Consider the following 16,567-nt stretch of genomic DNA (forward strand, 5'->3'; position numbering starts at 1 on the left):
TGTTTTTTAAGTTGAATTATATTATATCAACAGCTCTAACAATAATGGTATTAATGCCTTTAAGATTAGTTGTTTACACGTTTTTTGTGTATAAAGACAGATAGAACTTTAAAGCGCTATTTAAAGATGATTATACTAAAAAAAATATTTTAATGCATATAGGTTTCATTACTTCCGAATATCCACACCCAAAAGTTAAACAAGCAGCTGGCATAGCTACAAGTATAAAAAATTTAGCCGTTGCTCTAGTTAAAAAAGGAGTAAATGTTACTGTGTTTGTTTATCATCAAAATGAATCGGGTATTGTTCAAGATGAAGGTGTTAAAATTCATCTTATAGCAAAACAAACTTATAATTTGTTTACATGGTATTTCCACCGAAAATTTATTCAGAACTATGTAAATCAAGTGGTGCTTAGAAATAATATCGATATTTTAGAAGCTGCTGATTGGACTGGAATTACTGCGTTTATGAGATTAAAAGCACCTTTAGTTGTTAGGTTTCATGGTAGCGATGCATATTTTTGCAAATTGGATGGACGTAAACAAAAATTTAAAAATTTTATGTTTGAAAAGCTAGGGTTAAAAAAGGCTTCAGCTTATATCGCACCAACAACCTATGCAGGTGTTGAAACGCAAAAGATTTTCGGTTTAGATAAAACGAAGATTAAAACTATCCACTATGGCTTGCAATTAGAACATTTTGAGAATGAATTTCCAGATGTATATAACAGAAATACTATATTATATATAGGAACGATTATCAGAAAAAAAGGAGTTCTAGAATTAGCCGAAATTTTCAATAAAGTTATTACCAGAAATCCAGAAGCACAATTAATTTTAATAGGAGGAGATTCATCAGATATTAAAACTGGCGAAAGTTCAACCTATAAATTAATGGAAGATATTTTTTCGGATAAAGCTAAAAAACAAGTAAATTATTTAGGGAAAATTCCATATCAAAAAGTAAAAGAACATATAAGAAATGCACATATTTGTGTATATCCTTCCTTTGCTGAAACTTTAGGTATGGTAACTATCGAGTCTATGGCAATGCAAAAGCCTGTGGTCAATACTAGCATAGGTTGGGCGCAAGAATTAATTGATGATGGAATTAATGGATTTCTAGTACATCCATCAAAAATTGATGATTATTCAAATCAAATACTTAAATTGTTAAAGGATGAAAAACAATGTTCCCAAATAGGGAAAGCTGCGAGACAAAAAGTTGAATTACTTTTTGATATAGAAAAGAATGCTGAAATAAATATTGATTATTTCAAATCCATTTTAAAAGCATGATACTTTTAATTCACAAAGATGATTTAGTAGTAGAAATAATTGATTTAAAAACCAATCAAATAATAGATGGTACTTTCAAATCGCCTGTTCAAGCCTTGTTTCATTTATCAGAGGATAATAAAGAGCGTATTATAGTTTGGTGTCATCAATCTAACAAGGATTATTTAAATGTTGAAGGCATTAAAGCTTCATTTCATTTAAAAAATATGATGTTATCTTTTAGTGAAAATCAATTTCTTCCAGAACAAATTGGATATGTTGAAGATTCCCCTTTTTTATTGGTGAACAAAAACGTAAAGTATCCCACATGGCTCATGAGTAGTAATGTTGGGGCCATTTATGCATCACAACTTCTTAAATTTAAGAATCAAGTTAATAAAAAGGAGTCTTTTGATTTTGTACTAAATTCTATTGCAAAATTGGGTATGCCAAATGGGCTTTTTTGCTACTCCGAACCAAAACTGCTATTTAAAAATACGCCCAAATTAGTAAATGTTAAAACTTCTTATTCTCATTTGTTTAAATTTGTTAAACAACATTATAAAGCAGTTTGGAGTGTTTTTCTATTACTTAACTTTATTATTTATGATGGTAAATTTCTTGTTATACCCTTCTTAAAATCTATTTTTATTAAAAAGGTTAACTATGCATCAAGCTTCGATTTACAAACTCTAAATAAACCAGAAACTAGAGAATCTACGATAGATGTAATTATACCAACATTAGGCAGGAAAGACTTTTTACACGGTGTACTATTAGATTTAGAAAAGCAAACATTACTGCCAAAACAAGTAATTATTATTGAACAAAACGATGTTGAAAATAGTAAAACCGAATTAGACTTTATTTATAATAAATCATGGCCGTTTATAATAATACATAGATTTATTCATCAAATGGGGGTTTGTAATGCTAGAAATTTAGCTTTACAAAGTGTAACATCCGATTTTGTTTACTTAGCAGACGATGATAACAAGTTTGATGCTAACTTAATTGAAAATATCATTCAAAAAATGCAAACATATAATTTTGGTGTTATAGCTATGAGTTATTTACAGAAAAATGAAGTGGAGAAAAACAAAACAGCAATACAATGGAGTACTTTTGGAGGCGGGAGCAGTGTAATAGATTCTAAATATCTAGATCATGTTAGTTTTAATATGGCTTACGAGTTTGGTTATGGGGAAGATACCGATTTTGGTATGCAACTAAGAAACCTTGGGGCAGATGTTATTTATACACCAGACATTAAGATATTACATTTAAAAGCACCAATAGGAGGTTTTAGAACTAAATTTATTCATCCTTGGGAAAGGGAAGGAGCCATTAAACCCAAGCCTTCTCCAACAGTTATGCTTAGCAGAATCACTAATTCAACAAAGCAACAATTACAGGGGTATAAAACAAATTTATTTATTAAGTTTTATAAGAGTCAGAATATAAAAAATCCATTAAAATACTATTCACATTTCAAAAAGCAATGGCAAAAAAGTATAGAATGGGCTAATACATTGAAAACTAATTAATATGAATTTTGCATTAGTAGTATGTACGTATATGAGGCCCAAAGCGCTACAAAATTTATTGATTTCGGTTAATAACCAATCCTTGTACCCAAACGAAATTATTATTGTTGATGGTTCTTTAAATCATGATACCAAAAACCTATTAAAAAACAATAACTTTAAAAACTTAAGATACGTATTGGTAGATCAGGCTCATAGAGGTTTAACAAGACAGCGAAATTATAGTATTAAAATGCTTAGTGGAGCTGTGGATGTGGTGTGTTTTTTAGATGATGATATAGTTTTAGAAGCTAATTATTTTAAAAATTTACTACATACTTACAATGTTGAAAAGGATGCTCTGGCAGTAGGAGGTTATATTATAAACGAAGTAAAGTGGCATAAAGGTAAAGAAATATTAAATCCAAATACATTCAATTTTGATGGATGGTCGAGAACTGAACCATCTCGATTTAAATTAAGGCGAAAATTAGGGTTACAACCCGATACGCCTCCCGGTTATTTGCCAACATTTGCGCATGGGCGCTCTATAGGTTTTCTTCCGCCGTCAGGTAAAATATATCGAGTAGAACAAATTATGGGTGGTGTAGCTTCTTATAAAAAAGAAGTGTTTAATACTTTGCAGTTTTCGACTTATTTTGAAGGATACGGACTTTATGAAGATGCCGATTTTAGCTTACGCCTTGCAAAAATAGGAGCGTTATTTGTTAATACTTCGGCTCAGTTAAAGCACTATCATGAAGATAGAGGAAGACCCAATAAATATAAATATGGCAAAATGGTAGTGCGAAATGGATGGTATGTTTGGCGCGTAAAATATGCTAATCCTACGTTAAAAATGCGCTTAAAATGGCATGCTACAGTAACGCTATTAACAACTATTAGATTAAGTAACGCTATAACCAGTAACAATAAGAATGAAGCTTTTAGTGAAAGTTTAGGACGCATTGTGGGATGGTTCTCGCTTATTCTTAATAAACCTAAAATTAATTAATGGAAACTATTTATATATTAAACATACCTAATTTCTATTCGTCTTATTATTTATATGGACTCAATAAAGAGTTTAATATTAAATTTAAAATGGATGATAGATTTTTAAAATATAATAATAGACCGTTTTTAATTTTTAAGATAAAGGACAAAATTGGGGTTATTAATAATGATGATCCGGTGTATTTTAATCAAAATTTATATGATCAAAGTGATGTGTTTTTTGTAACTAATAAACTATTAGACAACCCATCGTTTAAGCAAGAAAAGGTAAAACCTTTATTTCCGCATTACCCAATTAATATAGTCCCTCTTTATTTAAAGTTGTTTAATTTTAAACTACTTAAGTATTTAAAACCTAGGGTTATATTAAAAGAGCTTTATACTTTAAAAAGAAGACCTGGCTATAAAGATTACAATGTGAAAGTTGAAAAGGATAACTACATTTTTTTCTCTTCAAGCATCTGGAAAAATGAATTAGAAACCAATACCATTCGTGCGGAGTTTATTAGGTATTGTAAAGCAGATGATAGGGTGGAGTTCGAAGGTGGTTTTATACCGCGCTCAGATGGCGAGAACCTTAATTTTGATGCGGAATTAAACCATGTTAAATATCCACCAAAACTTTTTTCAAGCTTAAGTAAAAAATCTAAGATTGTTTTAAATAATGCAGCTGTTTGGGGTGCTGTAAGTTGGCGATTAGCCGAATATCTTAACCAAGGACTTTTTGTATTATCGTTTCCTTTTAAAATCGATTTACCTATAAATCTTGAGCATAACCAAGAATTATATGCTATAGAAGAATCTATAGATTTTAAAGTTGTTTTCGATAAGGTATTAAATAATCCAGATTATCATACCGAAATTGCATTAAATGGAAAAGCATATTTTTCAAAATACTGTACACCCAGCGCACAAGCCAAACAAATTATTAAGACGCTTTTAAATTAAATGAAATTCTTAATTATCACGCATGTTAAACATAAACGAGATGGCAGAAGTATTTCTGCTTACGCACCTTATGTGCGCGAAATGAATTTATGGCTCAAACATGTGGATGAAGTAACTATTATTGCACCTAAAACCGAGAAGGTTAAAAATGTTATCGATTTGGATTATAATCATCATAATTTAAAGTTTAAGAAGGTTGATGCTTTTCAGTTTACTAATCTAAAAAAAAGTATTACTTCTGTTTTTAAAATACCTGCAATCTTAATTTCAATTTGTAGAGCAATTTCGGAAGCAGATCATATACATTTAAGGTGCCCCGGAAATATGGGTTTATTAGGAAGTTTAGTGCAAATATTGTTTCCAAATAAAGTAAAAACGGCTAAATATGCTGGTAATTGGGACCCTAAAGCGAAGCAACCATTAAGTTATCGGTTTCAAAAATGGATATTATCGAATACATTTTTAACAAAGAATATGCAGGTTTTGGTTTATGGCGAATGGAAAAACCAAAGCAAAAACATCTTGCCATTTTTTACGGCTACCTTTAAAGACACAGAAAAAGAATCTATACATATCCGAGATTATACAAAAGTGTTAAAGTTTGTATTTATTGGGAGTTTAGTGGAAGGTAAACGACCATTGTTGGCTATTCAAATTATAGAAAACTTAATTAGGCAAGGACTAAATGTTGAGTTTAACCTTTACGGAGATGGGATACTAAAAACAGATTTGTATAATTATATCGTTGAAAATAACTTAGAACAATCTATAAAATTATTAGGGAACAGAGATAAATTGGAGATTAAGACAGACCTGAAATCGAGTCATTTTTTAATATTACCATCAAAATCTGAAGGTTGGCCAAAAGCCGTAGCAGAAGCTATGTTCTATGGAACTATACCTATTGCTACATCAATTTCTTGTGTTCCATTTATGTTGGATCAGGGTAATCGAGGTCTTTTAATACAACCAAGTTTGGAAGAAGCGACACGCATAATTCTTAATTACTTAAACGAGGACAGTAAACTCAAGGAAATGTCTAAAAGGGCATCAAATTGGTCGCAGCAGTATACATTAGATGTTTTCGAAAGTGAAATCGTTAAATTATTAAAGTAGTAGATGAGAGTTTTACAATTAATCGATTCTTTAGAAACAGGCGGTGCAGAACGTGTAGCCGTAAATATAGCCAATGCTTTGTCTTCCAATATTGAATATGCGGCTTTATGTGCTACTAGAAAAGAAGGTTTGTTAAAACAAGATATTCTAAACACAGTTGATTATTTATTTTTAGAGAAAAAACGCGCTTTCGATATTCAAGCTATAAACAAATTATCAAGGTTTATTAGGACAAACAATATTCAAATTATTCATGCACATTCATCCTCCTTTTTTTTAGCAACAATAATAAAAATATTAAACCTTCGAGTTAAAGTAATTTGGCATGATCATTATGGTAATAGCGAATTTTTAAACCAAAGAAAACATGTTGTTTTAAAGGGCTGTTCCAAATTTTTTTCACATGTTTTTAGCGTGAATAAAAATTTGCAAACTTGGGCAATCCAAAAGTTAAAGCATGCTCACGTGTCTTACCAGCCTAATTTTGCAACCTTAAATAAGAGTTTGCAAGAAACAATTTTAAAGGGTGTAGCTAATAAGCGTATAGTTTGTTTAGCTAATTTAAGGCCTCAAAAGGATCATATTACGCTTATAAAAGCATTTAATAAGGTGAATGTTAAGTATCCAGATTGGTCGCTTCATTGTGTTGGTAAATCGTTTAATGATGAGTATTCAAAAAGTGTTCACGATACAATTATGGAATTTAACCTAGAATCATCGGTGTATCTATACAATGCAAAACTAGATATTTATAATATATTAACACAATGCGAAATAGGAGTATTATCTTCAATATCTGAAGGATTGCCAATAGGACTTTTAGAGTATGGATTATCAAGTTTAGCCGTAATTGCTACCAGGGTTGGTGAGTGTGAAATAGTAATTACAAACCAAGTTAACGGATTATTGGTCGAAAAATCTTCTGAAGACAAATTATCAAAAGGAATTATTAACTTAATTGAAAACAATGAGTTGAGACAACATTTAAAAAAGAGTTTTAAATTACATGTTGAGACTTATTACTCTGAAAAGGCACAAATAAAAAATATTATTAAAGTATATAAATCAATCATAAAAAAACACATTGAAAAACTATAGTTACATAAAATTAATAGGCTTACATGTTGTATTAGGGGTACTAATTTACATCTTTAAGTTTCTATCTGTACTATATCTTTTAGGTATATTTGTATATTTTACTTATCAAATTTTTACAATAAAACCATCGCAAAAGGTAATTAAGGTATTAATGGCATGTAGTTATATTGTGGGTGCCGAGGTTTTTATTAGAATGACAGGAGGTAATGTTTTATATGAGGCCTCTAAATACCTGGTTATCTTATTTACGTTAATAGGTATTGTAACTTATAACGCGAGTAAACAACCTTTACCATATTTAGTTTATATCTTTTTATTGATACCAGGAATATTAGTAGCAGGTTTAAATGCTACCGTACAATCCTCAATAAGAACAGATATAGCATTTAATTTAAGTGGTCCAATATGTTTAGGTATTGTTTCTGTTTTTTGCTACAAGCGTAAAATAAGTTACAATAATATACATAAGGTTTTGCTCAATATGGCTTTGCCACTAATAGCAATGACGGTTTACTTATTTTTATATACGCCTGATATTAGTGAAACTTTAAGAGGAACCGGGTCTAACTTTGCGGCATCTGGAGGTTTTGGCCCTAACCAAGTATCTACAGTTTTAGGCTTAGGTATGTTTCTTTTTTCAATTAGGTTTTTTATGCACTCTCCAACATTATTTCTTAAAATAATTAATGGTGTTTTATTGGCAGCAGTGAGTTTTAGAGGTATTGTAACCTTTAGTAGAGGAGGTGTGCTAACTGCAATATTTATGATTGTTGCATTTATCTTTTTTTACTTTGGAAAGGTTAGCTCCAAAGGCAAATTTAGAATAAGTAGATTGGTTTTTGTGTTTGTGGGTTTGGGTTTAGGTATATGGTTGTATTCATCAATGCAAACCAGTGGTTTAATTGATAATAGATATACTAATAGAGATGCTTTAGGTAGGGAAAAACAAGATGTTTCAACAGGAAGAAGTGATTTAATTTCTTTTGAATTGGACGAGTTTTTTAATAACCCTATTTTAGGTGTTGGTGTTGGTAAAATTAAACAGCTAAGAGAAGAAAAAGTAGGAACACTTGCAGCATCGCATAATGAAATGAGTCGAATACTATCAGAGCATGGTTTATTTGGTTTGGCGGCCTTTTGTATACTGTTTTTCGTTCCATTATTTTTTCGTTTAAAAAATAGATCAAATATTTTTTTCTATTCGTGCTATATCTTTTGGTTTTTAACAATTAATCATTCTGCAATGCGAATTGCGGCTCCAGCCTTTATTTATGGACTTTGCTTATTAGATATTCAAATTAGAACTAAAAAAACGGATAAACAAAAACGATTAAAACCAATTAAAAATTGAAAACCATAATATACATTGGTAGCAAGTCCGGTATTACACCTAAGTCAAATCTATCTTGTATAGATATATTGGGGCCATTATTATCTACAGCAGGTTACACGGTTTATGCAGCATCTAATAAAAAAAATATAGCATTCAGGCTTTTAGAAATGTTATTGGTATGTTTCAAGCATAGAAAAAATACAAATTATGTTATTATTGACACTTATAGTACACTTAACTTTTATTATGCTTTTTTTGTAAGTCAATTATGTAGACTTTTAAAGATCCCTTTTATTCCAATTTTACATGGTGGAAACCTCCCACTGCGAATTAAAAACTCTCCAAAACTCTCTAGAGCTATATTTAATAATGCACACGTTAACATAGCACCATCGTTATATATAAAGTCTAAGTTTGAGGCTGAGGGTTTTAACAATATTATAAACATTTCAAATTCTATTGAGCTTGATAATTATAAGTTTAAGCCAAGAACTTTTTCCCAGGTTAATTTACTTTGGGTACGGTCGTTCTCAAAAATTTATAATCCATTATTAGCTATAGACGTTTTAAAAGGTTTAAAAGATAATGGCGTAGAAGCTAGTCTTTGTATGGTAGGTCCAGATAGCGATGGTAGTTTAAAAAAAGTGCAAGATTATGCTAATAAAATGCAGGTAGAAGTGCGTTTTACAGGTAAATTATCTAAGCCAGAATGGATTAAACTCTCAGAAGATTATAACATTTTTATAAACACTACTAATTTTGATAATATGCCGGTAAGTGTTATTGAGGCTATGGCATTGGGGCTTCCCATAGTATCTACAAATGTTGGCGGTATGCCGTATTTAATTGATAACCATAACAACGGGTTACTTGTGCCTCCCAATTCATCTAAAGTATTCGTGGAAGCTATTCAAGAGCTTATGGAGCAACCGAAAAAAACACAGCAACTTATACAAAATGCTAGATTGTTGGCAGAAAAAATGGATTGGAAGAGTATTGAAAAGCAATGGCTTAAAGTATTAAAATAATTAAGTCCTAATAAAATTATACTTCTTATATTTAGAGCCCGTTAAATATCCCTCTCACATGGCTAAAAGCAGCATTCATTTTAACATATCTGAACGAAAAATTCTTTTGCGGGTTTTCGATATAGTTTTTATACTTTTTGCGCTTTATTTAGTAGGAAACACTTTTGCTTTTGATTATTTCATACTAACTACCGAAAAATGGGCATGGGGAATTATACTTATACTTTATATTTCTGTTTTCGGAACCATTTTCGAAATATACGATTTACAAAAGTCTAGTAAAATTGAAAGTATAGCTGCGGGTCTTGTGCTAACATCGTCTATTACAGTTTTATTTTATTTGTTAACACCATTTTTTACCCCGGTATTACCAGATAACAGACTTCAAATTTTATTCTTTTATTTTTCTATTCTTTTTGCTTTGTTTTTATGGCGAATATGTTACGTGACTTTTTTTGGAACTCCTAGATTTTATAAAAAGGTTTTAATTATTGGTGAAACTTCTAATATTGAAACTATTATGGAAGCTTTTAAAGGTGCAGATCCTAATTACAAAATTATAGGGTTTGTCAATTGTGAGCTAAATACTCAAGAAGCTATTAAATTTAGAGGTATTAAAGAGTATCAGCCAAATCAAATAAGGGAAGTTATTAATCAACAAAAAATATCGGAGATTGTTGTGGCTAGTTACAATTCAGAAAACATTACTTCCGAGATATATTATACCTTAATTAAATTATTAGAAGAAGGTTTTCCTATAAACGAGTATACTCAGGTTTATGAGGATATGACGAATCGTGTACCCGTGCAGTTTGTTGGGAAAGATTTTTATAAATACTTTCCTTTTAGCAGAAGTAATCAAAATAAACTATATCTATTTTTTCATCGCCTTTTCGATATATTAATTGCTATAATTGGAATTTTAATTGGAACTTCAGTCTTACCAATTATTTTAATAGGAAACTTACTAGGCAATAGGGGACCACTTCTTTATTCGCAAGACAGAATAGGAAAAAACGGAAAAATTTTTAAAATTATTAAGTTTCGTACCATGATAAAAAACGCCGAAAAATCAGGAGCTGTTTGGGCGAAAAAAGGAGATATTAGAATAACACCGTTTGGTAAATTTATGAGACATTCTAGATTAGATGAATTCCCACAATTTATTAACATTTTAAAAGGTGAAATGAGTTTGATTGGTCCTAGACCAGAGCGTCCATTTTTTGTTAAAGAATTAGCGCAAATGCTACCTTTTTATGAAACCCGACATATTGTAAAGCCTGGGTTAACAGGTTGGGCACAAGTAAAAACAAGATATGGTGCATCTATTGATGATAGTTTGCTTAAACTGCAATATGATTTGTATTATATTAAGCACAGAGGTTTTTTTATAGATATGAATATTATAATTAAAACCCTGAGTACCATGATATTCTTTAGAGGGCAATAGTGTAGTTTATAGCCTTTAATGTATAATTCTAAAGCTTAGTAAAATGTTTTACTAAGTAAACATACCTCACAAATAAAGCTATAAGTAGCGGTATTAAACCAATAGCAAATACCTGAACACCAATTATCCAATGTAGTGTTAATAGGCAAAGTAAAATTATAAGAAGTTTAATGTATTTTACAAACCAATCCTTAGGTTGTGATTTAAAAAGCTGACCTACAACAAGAATATTTAAAACAAATGCCCATAATAGGTTATAATTTTGATGTGTTCCTGTATGGGCTGTGGCAAACCATAGCAGCAAAATTAAAATGCCTATTAAGCCTGTTAGTGTAAAAAGGCTAACATCTAACCACACAGAACGTTTCTTGTTTTTAACATCCTTATAGGTAATATAGAGTATAAACATAACCACGAGTCCTAAAATAAACAACGGACTTGTAAAAAATGTGCTTGGTTGTATGTTTTCTTTAGCGACATATAGTACCGTACTTAGTTTAACAAGTGGTTTTTTCTCGCTTCCTACGGTAGCGTTCTCAAAGAATTTGTAAATGTTTTTTGGTAAAAACATATGGTCTTCGGTTCTAGCTTTTCTGTCAATAACAGAGCCCAAGGCTAGATCTATACCAAAACTGCCCCAAGAGTTTTTGTTTACATGGCTATAAATTAAGGTTCTAAAGGTGGCGTCTTCAAAATCGTTTGGAGGGTTAAAAGTAATACGGTTATTGGTGGCTATATTTGTTACATCTTTAATTTTTGTGGCACAATTATCATAGAAGAACTCGTATAAATAACGCCTATTTTCAATTTTATAATTATTTATTAAATAGTCATACAGCTTTTGTTTCTCGGTTTGAGTTAAGTTTAAAACTTGCTCTTTAATACTTCTATTATGGTAGCTATAAATTTTATAAAACCTAGTAAAATCTGTTTTACTAATTAAGTAGTTAAGCTGTCCTTGGGCAAATTTTAAATAAAAATTAGGCGCATCAAAATCATATTCGCCATACCCATAAACAACATCTAGTCTGTTGTTTAAATCTTTTATTCTAAAACCACTATGCCCAAAAGCATCGTTTAGTGAATTTCCAGGACCTACCGTTAATACGCTAATTTCGGCCTGATTTGATAATACATTTTGTTGCGAAAAAGCTACTTTAACACTTAAAAAAATGCAAATAAGGAGAATGATTTTTGGAATAAATAACTTCATTATCTAAAGATACTAAAATCAAGTTTTAAAGAAAAAACATTGGAATATAAGGCTCCACTTTGGTCGCCAATATCGGTAAAAGCATAATCAATTTGAATGCCGTTATATTTAAAACCTAAACCAAAACTAGGTTGAAAGGTTAATTCTTCATTTCCAAATTGTTCTTCATTTTGAAAATTACCTAATCCGCCACGTAAATAAACCATGTCTATATACCCAAACTCAAAACCTAAAGCCGGATTAATACTGGCAAATGATGTAGAAATAAGGTCGTTATTTTCTTCAAACCTAACATTTAAGTTTACCGATGTTAAAAGCGTGTAATCATAATTAAAGTCTACTAGCTTAGACATTCCAATTTGAAGCTTTGGAATAGTAATTTCTGTACTTTCTGGTAATTCTTGGTTTTGCCCTTCAACAGCATCGCTAATAGTTGCAAAGGCTTCTTCATTAATGGCCCAGGCATTAAACGTTGTAGTTATGTCTCTAGCCATAACACCAAATTCCCAACCGTTATCGGTTTCAAATTGAATACCAACATCTAAACCAAACCCCCAAGACGAGGCAAAATCTCCAATAACTCTTCTAATAACTTTTGCATTTACACCGTAATTAAGTCCTTGTACAGGCAAACTTCTAGCGTAGGAGAAAGTTAAACCATAGTCGGCAGTAGAGAATAAACTTATACGATCATAATTTATATTCCCATCGGCATCAATAAGCTGTGTTGTGTTTAAAATATCATCGACCGCGAAACGAATTAATGAAATTCCAACGGCACTATTATCATCCAAAGGCATAGCAAAAGCCGCATAATCGTAATTGGCTATGTTAGCAAAGTAGCTTGAGTGCATTAAGGATAGTTGATTGTCCTCCAGCTTTAAAAGGCCTGCAGGATTCCAATACCCCGAATTTACATCGCCTGTGTGTGATGTAACCGCGCTGCTCATACCCAAAGCCGCAGCATCAACTCCAATATTCATAAACTCATTAGAATATTTTCTAACAGTTTGACTAAATAGGCTAGAAGTTAAGACACAAAATAGAGTGGTGATGTAAAGTCTCAATCGTAATTTTTTTACAAAGATGCACATAATTTATAATCTTTAAAACTTCAATTTGTAATAGATATTGTTTTAGACGGAAATTGTTTGCTATTTTTACAATCTTAAAACAGCTAAACATGAAAAAACACATACCGAATGCACTTACCTTATTAAATTTATTGTGTGGTTGTATCGCTGTAATTTTAGCTATTAATAGCAATTTTATATCGGCAGCTATTTTTGTGTTTCTAGGTGTGTTTTTCGATTTTTTTGATGGTTTTGCTGCTCGAAAGTTACAGGTGCAAAGTGAATTAGGCTTACAGTTAGATTCGCTAGCCGATATGGTAACTAGTGGTTTGGTTCCTGGAGTTATAATGTATAAGCTGTTAATATTAACTCTAGACACAGATTTAGTCCAAGGTGAAAGTTGGGAACCAACTACGTTTGGTGTAGATTTTAATGTACCAATACTGCCATTGCTTGGGCTTTTTATTACTCTAGCATCGGCATACAGGTTAGCTAAGTTTAATATAGACGAAGATCAACAAACTTATTTTAAAGGCTTGCCAACACCTGCAAACGCCTTATTAATAATATCTTTACCATTAATTATCGAGTTTCAAAATAGCGATGCTATAAATAGTATAATTCTTAATACATGGTTTTTGTTAGGGCTTACTTTTTTAAGCTGTTACTTACTTAATTCGGGTATTAAATTATTTGCCTTAAAATTTAAAACTTATGGTTTTAAAGGAAATGCTACACGATACATTTTTATAATTTTATGTGCTGTACTTTTAATTGTTTTACAATTTGCAGCTATTCCAGTAATTATAATACTATATATCTTAATGTCTGTTTTAGACAATTTAACTTCTAAATAAAAAACATAATACAACTATGGCTTCAGGATTTTTTGCATTATTTGATGATATAGCAGCGTTAATGGACGACGTTGTAGTGATGAGCAAGATCTCAACTAAAAAAACAGCTGGTATTTTAGGTGATGATTTAGCAGTTAATGCTGAAAAAGCAACAGGATTTATAGCATCTAGAGAATTGCCTGTACTGTGGGCTATTACTAAGGGGTCGGCTTTAAATAAAATCATTATTTTACCTATTGCCTTTTTATTAAGTGCATTTGCGCCTTGGGGTGTTACTTTGGCATTAATTTTAGGAGGTATTTATTTGGCTTTTGAAGGTTTCGAAAAAATATTTCACTTTTTTGTGCCAGAAAAACATAATGAGGTTTCTACAAAGGAAGTTGATCCGGTTGATTTATCTGAAGAAGACATGATGCTTGCTGAAAAAGCAAAGGTTAAGTCGGCTATTTTTACAGATTTTATTCTTTCGGTTGAAATTGTAATTATTGCCCTAGGAACCGTTATTGGACGACCAATTTTGTTTCAAATTATTGTCGTGTCTATAGTTGCTATAATTGCAACTATTGGTGTTTATGGTATTGTTGCATTAATTGTTAGAATGGACGATTTTGGTTTAAAACTGGTAAAGCTTAACGATAACGAAAAGAGTTTTTCTTATATATTTGGTAATCTACTTATTAATACCTTGCCTTGGGTAATACGCAGTTTATCTGTAATAGGCACCATAGCTTTACTATTGGTTGCGGGCGGTATTTTTGTTCATAATATTGATTTTTTACATCATTTTTTAGAAACTATACCAAGTTTTATAAGAGATTTTATAGTAGGTTTATTGGTGGGGTTAGGAGCTTATATTGCTGTGAAAATTTTTATAGGTATTAAAAAGTTGATTTTTAAGAAGAAGTAAAGCTTTTAATCGGTATCCTTTTTTTTAGGTGCTCGCTTAGCTTTTTTTAGACTTTCATTTAGCATCCATTCGAGCTGGCCATTGGTACTACGGAATTCATCCGCAGCCCATTTTTCAATAGCCTTCAGCATGTCTTCATTTATACGCAATGCAAATGCTTTTTTCTTTGCCATAATTATTTTTGATGTAAATATGTTGCTATAACGCTATCTACTTGGTTTTTTTGTTGTGTACCTATTAACAACTTTTTATTGTTGTTTAAGGTTAGTTGTACTCCTATATCTCCTTTAACATTAATAGCTTTTCCTTTTGCTTGATTCCAAAGAAAACCACCTTTTAATCCCCAACCACCATATTCTGAAAGAGCGTTATAAGTTCTAGTTTCGGCATGTTTAATATCGCTCCATGATATGGTTTTCATTTTTAAATGGAGTGGGAAAAATTTATAATGTATGCCTATTTTGTCTATCTGGGTTGTTAACTTAAATATAAAAACAAGTCCGAATCCTAGTAAAATAGTACTTAATGCTATAATATATTGCTTTGTACTCATGTTATTACTTTTTAAGAATAAATTGGTAATAATTACAATAGGGGCAATGGAGGTAACCGTCATTAAAATAATTAACCATGGTTGTGTAAAGCGTTGCTCTTCTTTAAATTGTTTCATTTCTAGTGGTTTAAAGTGCCTGTGTTTAAAACTGGCGATGCATCTTTATCACCACAAAGAATAACCATTAAATTACTAACCATGGCTGCTTTTCTGTCTTCATCTAAATTCACAATTTGTTTTTTGCCTAATTCTTCCAAAGCCATTTCTACCATGCTTACGGCACCTTCTACAATTTTATGTCTCGCTGCTACAATAGCTGTGGCTTGTTGTCTTTTTAACATGGCGTTTGCAATTTCTTGGGCGTATGCTAAATAGCCTATTCTAGCTTCTAAAACTTCAATGCCTGCTATAGATAAACGTTCGTCTATTTCTTTTTCTAAAGCTTCACTTACTTCGTTAACGCTAGAGCGTAAAGTAATATCTTCTGTTAAGCCTTCATCTGCAAAATTATCATAAGGGTACATGCTGGCTAATTTTCTAACGGCAGCATCTGTTTGTACTTTTACAAAGTTTTCAAAATCATCGACATCAAAAGCTGCTTTATAAGTGTCTTTTACTCGCCATACTAAAATGGTGCTTATCATTATTGGGTTACCAAGTTTATCGTTTACTTTTAAACGTTCGCTATCAAAATTACTGGCGCGCAAAGAAATTTTCTTTTTAGTGTAAAATGGAATAACCCAATAAAAACCATTTTTGTTAATGGTGCCCACATATTTTCCAAAAAGTAGTAATACTCTAGAGTTATTAGGTTGCACCATAATAAAACCCGATGCAATAAATACAGCAATTAGTATTGAAATTGCGAATAGTAAGTTCCCTGTAATAAAGATGCCAATAATACTACCGAAGAACATAATAAAAAATACGAATAGCATTAAGTATCCGTTTGCTGGTGTAATTATTTTTTCTTGTTCCATAATTTTTGTTAGTTTAAAATGATATTAATTTGATATCATAAAGATATGATAATTTTTATAAAACGAATAATTGTTTAACTTTTTTTGTTGAAATATTTTATTAATAGGATGGATTATAATGAAGAACTAGACTGGTTAGGGTATAGTAAGTTTATGAATAGAGTTTATAAATTTATTCGGAATAAGCG

Annotated in this window: 16 protein-coding genes; 11 read left to right on the forward strand and 5 right to left on the reverse strand. The window is 31.0% G+C overall.

Annotated features, from left to right (window positions below):
• Positions 1–152: 152 nt before the first annotated feature.
• Genes BMY96_RS05200 through BMY96_RS05240 form a run of 9 tightly spaced genes read left to right on the forward strand, consistent with a single transcriptional unit; the run spans position 153 to position 10,796 of the window.
• Complete coding sequence (locus BMY96_RS05200) at positions 153–1,301, forward strand: glycosyltransferase family 4 protein (protein WP_092849980.1); 1,149 nt, start codon at positions 153–155, stop codon at positions 1,299–1,301.
• Positions 1,298–2,827, forward strand: a complete 1,530-nt coding sequence (locus tag BMY96_RS05205; RefSeq protein ID WP_092849982.1) for a glycosyltransferase family 2 protein — start codon at positions 1,298–1,300, stop codon at positions 2,825–2,827. The genes BMY96_RS05200 and BMY96_RS05205 overlap by 4 nt, the downstream gene beginning before the upstream one ends.
• Position 2,828: 1 nt before the next feature.
• Entirely contained in the window at positions 2,829–3,821 is a 993-nt protein-coding gene (locus BMY96_RS05210) for a glycosyltransferase family 2 protein (protein WP_092849985.1), read from the forward strand.
• Positions 3,821–4,771 (forward strand): glycosyltransferase, encoded by a 951-nt coding sequence (locus tag BMY96_RS05215; protein WP_092849988.1) that lies wholly within the window; start codon positions 3,821–3,823, stop codon positions 4,769–4,771. The genes BMY96_RS05210 and BMY96_RS05215 overlap by 1 nt, the downstream gene beginning before the upstream one ends.
• Positions 4,772–5,887 carry a glycosyltransferase family 4 protein gene (locus tag BMY96_RS05220; RefSeq protein WP_092849992.1) on the forward strand — a complete coding sequence of 372 codons (1,116 nt, stop codon included), beginning with the start codon at positions 4,772–4,774 and terminating at the stop codon, positions 5,885–5,887.
• Positions 5,888–5,890: 3 nt separating this feature from the next.
• The gene (locus BMY96_RS05225; protein ID WP_092849995.1) at positions 5,891–6,985 is read left to right on the forward strand and encodes a glycosyltransferase; all 1,095 of its coding nucleotides are present in this window, start codon (positions 5,891–5,893) and stop codon (positions 6,983–6,985) included.
• A complete protein-coding gene (locus BMY96_RS05230; protein WP_245750549.1) occupies positions 6,972–8,336 on the forward strand; it encodes an O-antigen ligase family protein in 1,365 nt (454 codons plus the stop codon). Before BMY96_RS05225 ends, BMY96_RS05230 begins: the two co-directional genes overlap by 14 nt.
• The gene (locus BMY96_RS05235) at positions 8,333–9,346 is read left to right on the forward strand and encodes a glycosyltransferase family 4 protein (RefSeq protein ID WP_092849997.1); all 1,014 of its coding nucleotides are present in this window, start codon (positions 8,333–8,335) and stop codon (positions 9,344–9,346) included. Before BMY96_RS05230 ends, BMY96_RS05235 begins: the two co-directional genes overlap by 4 nt.
• 58 nt (positions 9,347–9,404) lie before the next feature.
• Positions 9,405–10,796, forward strand: coding sequence for an exopolysaccharide biosynthesis polyprenyl glycosylphosphotransferase (locus tag BMY96_RS05240; protein WP_092850001.1), 1,392 nt, complete (start codon positions 9,405–9,407; stop codon positions 10,794–10,796).
• A 28-nt stretch (positions 10,797–10,824) separates the two neighbouring features.
• On the opposite strand, the gene BMY96_RS05245 is transcribed toward BMY96_RS05240, so the two are convergent.
• Complete coding sequence (locus BMY96_RS05245; RefSeq protein WP_175473517.1) at positions 10,825–12,009, reverse strand: lipoprotein N-acyltransferase Lnb domain-containing protein; 1,185 nt, start codon at positions 12,007–12,009, stop codon at positions 10,825–10,827.
• Entirely contained in the window at positions 12,009–13,076 is a 1,068-nt protein-coding gene (locus BMY96_RS05250; protein WP_175473518.1) for a putative type IX sorting system protein PorV2, read from the reverse strand. Before BMY96_RS05250 ends, BMY96_RS05245 begins: the two co-directional genes overlap by 1 nt.
• Positions 13,077–13,192: 116 nt before the next feature.
• Here BMY96_RS05250 and BMY96_RS05255 point away from each other — a divergent pair, with 116 nt between their 5' ends.
• Positions 13,193–13,939, forward strand: coding sequence for a CDP-alcohol phosphatidyltransferase family protein (locus BMY96_RS05255; RefSeq protein ID WP_092850005.1), 747 nt, complete (start codon positions 13,193–13,195; stop codon positions 13,937–13,939).
• A 16-nt stretch (positions 13,940–13,955) separates the two neighbouring features.
• A complete protein-coding gene (locus tag BMY96_RS05260; RefSeq protein WP_092850007.1) occupies positions 13,956–14,846 on the forward strand; it encodes a DUF808 domain-containing protein in 891 nt (296 codons plus the stop codon).
• A 5-nt stretch (positions 14,847–14,851) separates the two neighbouring features.
• Here the strand turns inward: BMY96_RS05260 and BMY96_RS05265 are convergent, their stop codons facing one another.
• The 3 genes from BMY96_RS05265 to BMY96_RS05275 are packed head-to-tail and all read right to left on the reverse strand — an operon-like array spanning position 14,852 to position 16,379.
• Positions 14,852–15,019 (reverse strand): type II toxin-antitoxin system antitoxin, encoded by a 168-nt coding sequence (locus BMY96_RS05265; protein WP_092850010.1) that lies wholly within the window; start codon positions 15,017–15,019, stop codon positions 14,852–14,854.
• 2 nt (positions 15,020–15,021) lie between these two features.
• A complete protein-coding gene (locus tag BMY96_RS16115) occupies positions 15,022–15,516 on the reverse strand; it encodes a hypothetical protein (RefSeq protein ID WP_245750550.1) in 495 nt (164 codons plus the stop codon).
• A gap of 2 nt (positions 15,517–15,518) precedes the next feature.
• Entirely contained in the window at positions 15,519–16,379 is an 861-nt protein-coding gene (locus tag BMY96_RS05275) for an SPFH domain-containing protein (protein WP_092850012.1), read from the reverse strand.
• Positions 16,380–16,567: the final 188 nt, after the last annotated feature.

This window comes from Algibacter pectinivorans (assembly GCF_900112595.1).
In the GTDB taxonomy this organism is placed as follows: Bacteria; Bacteroidota; Bacteroidia; order Flavobacteriales; family Flavobacteriaceae; genus Algibacter_B; species Algibacter_B pectinivorans.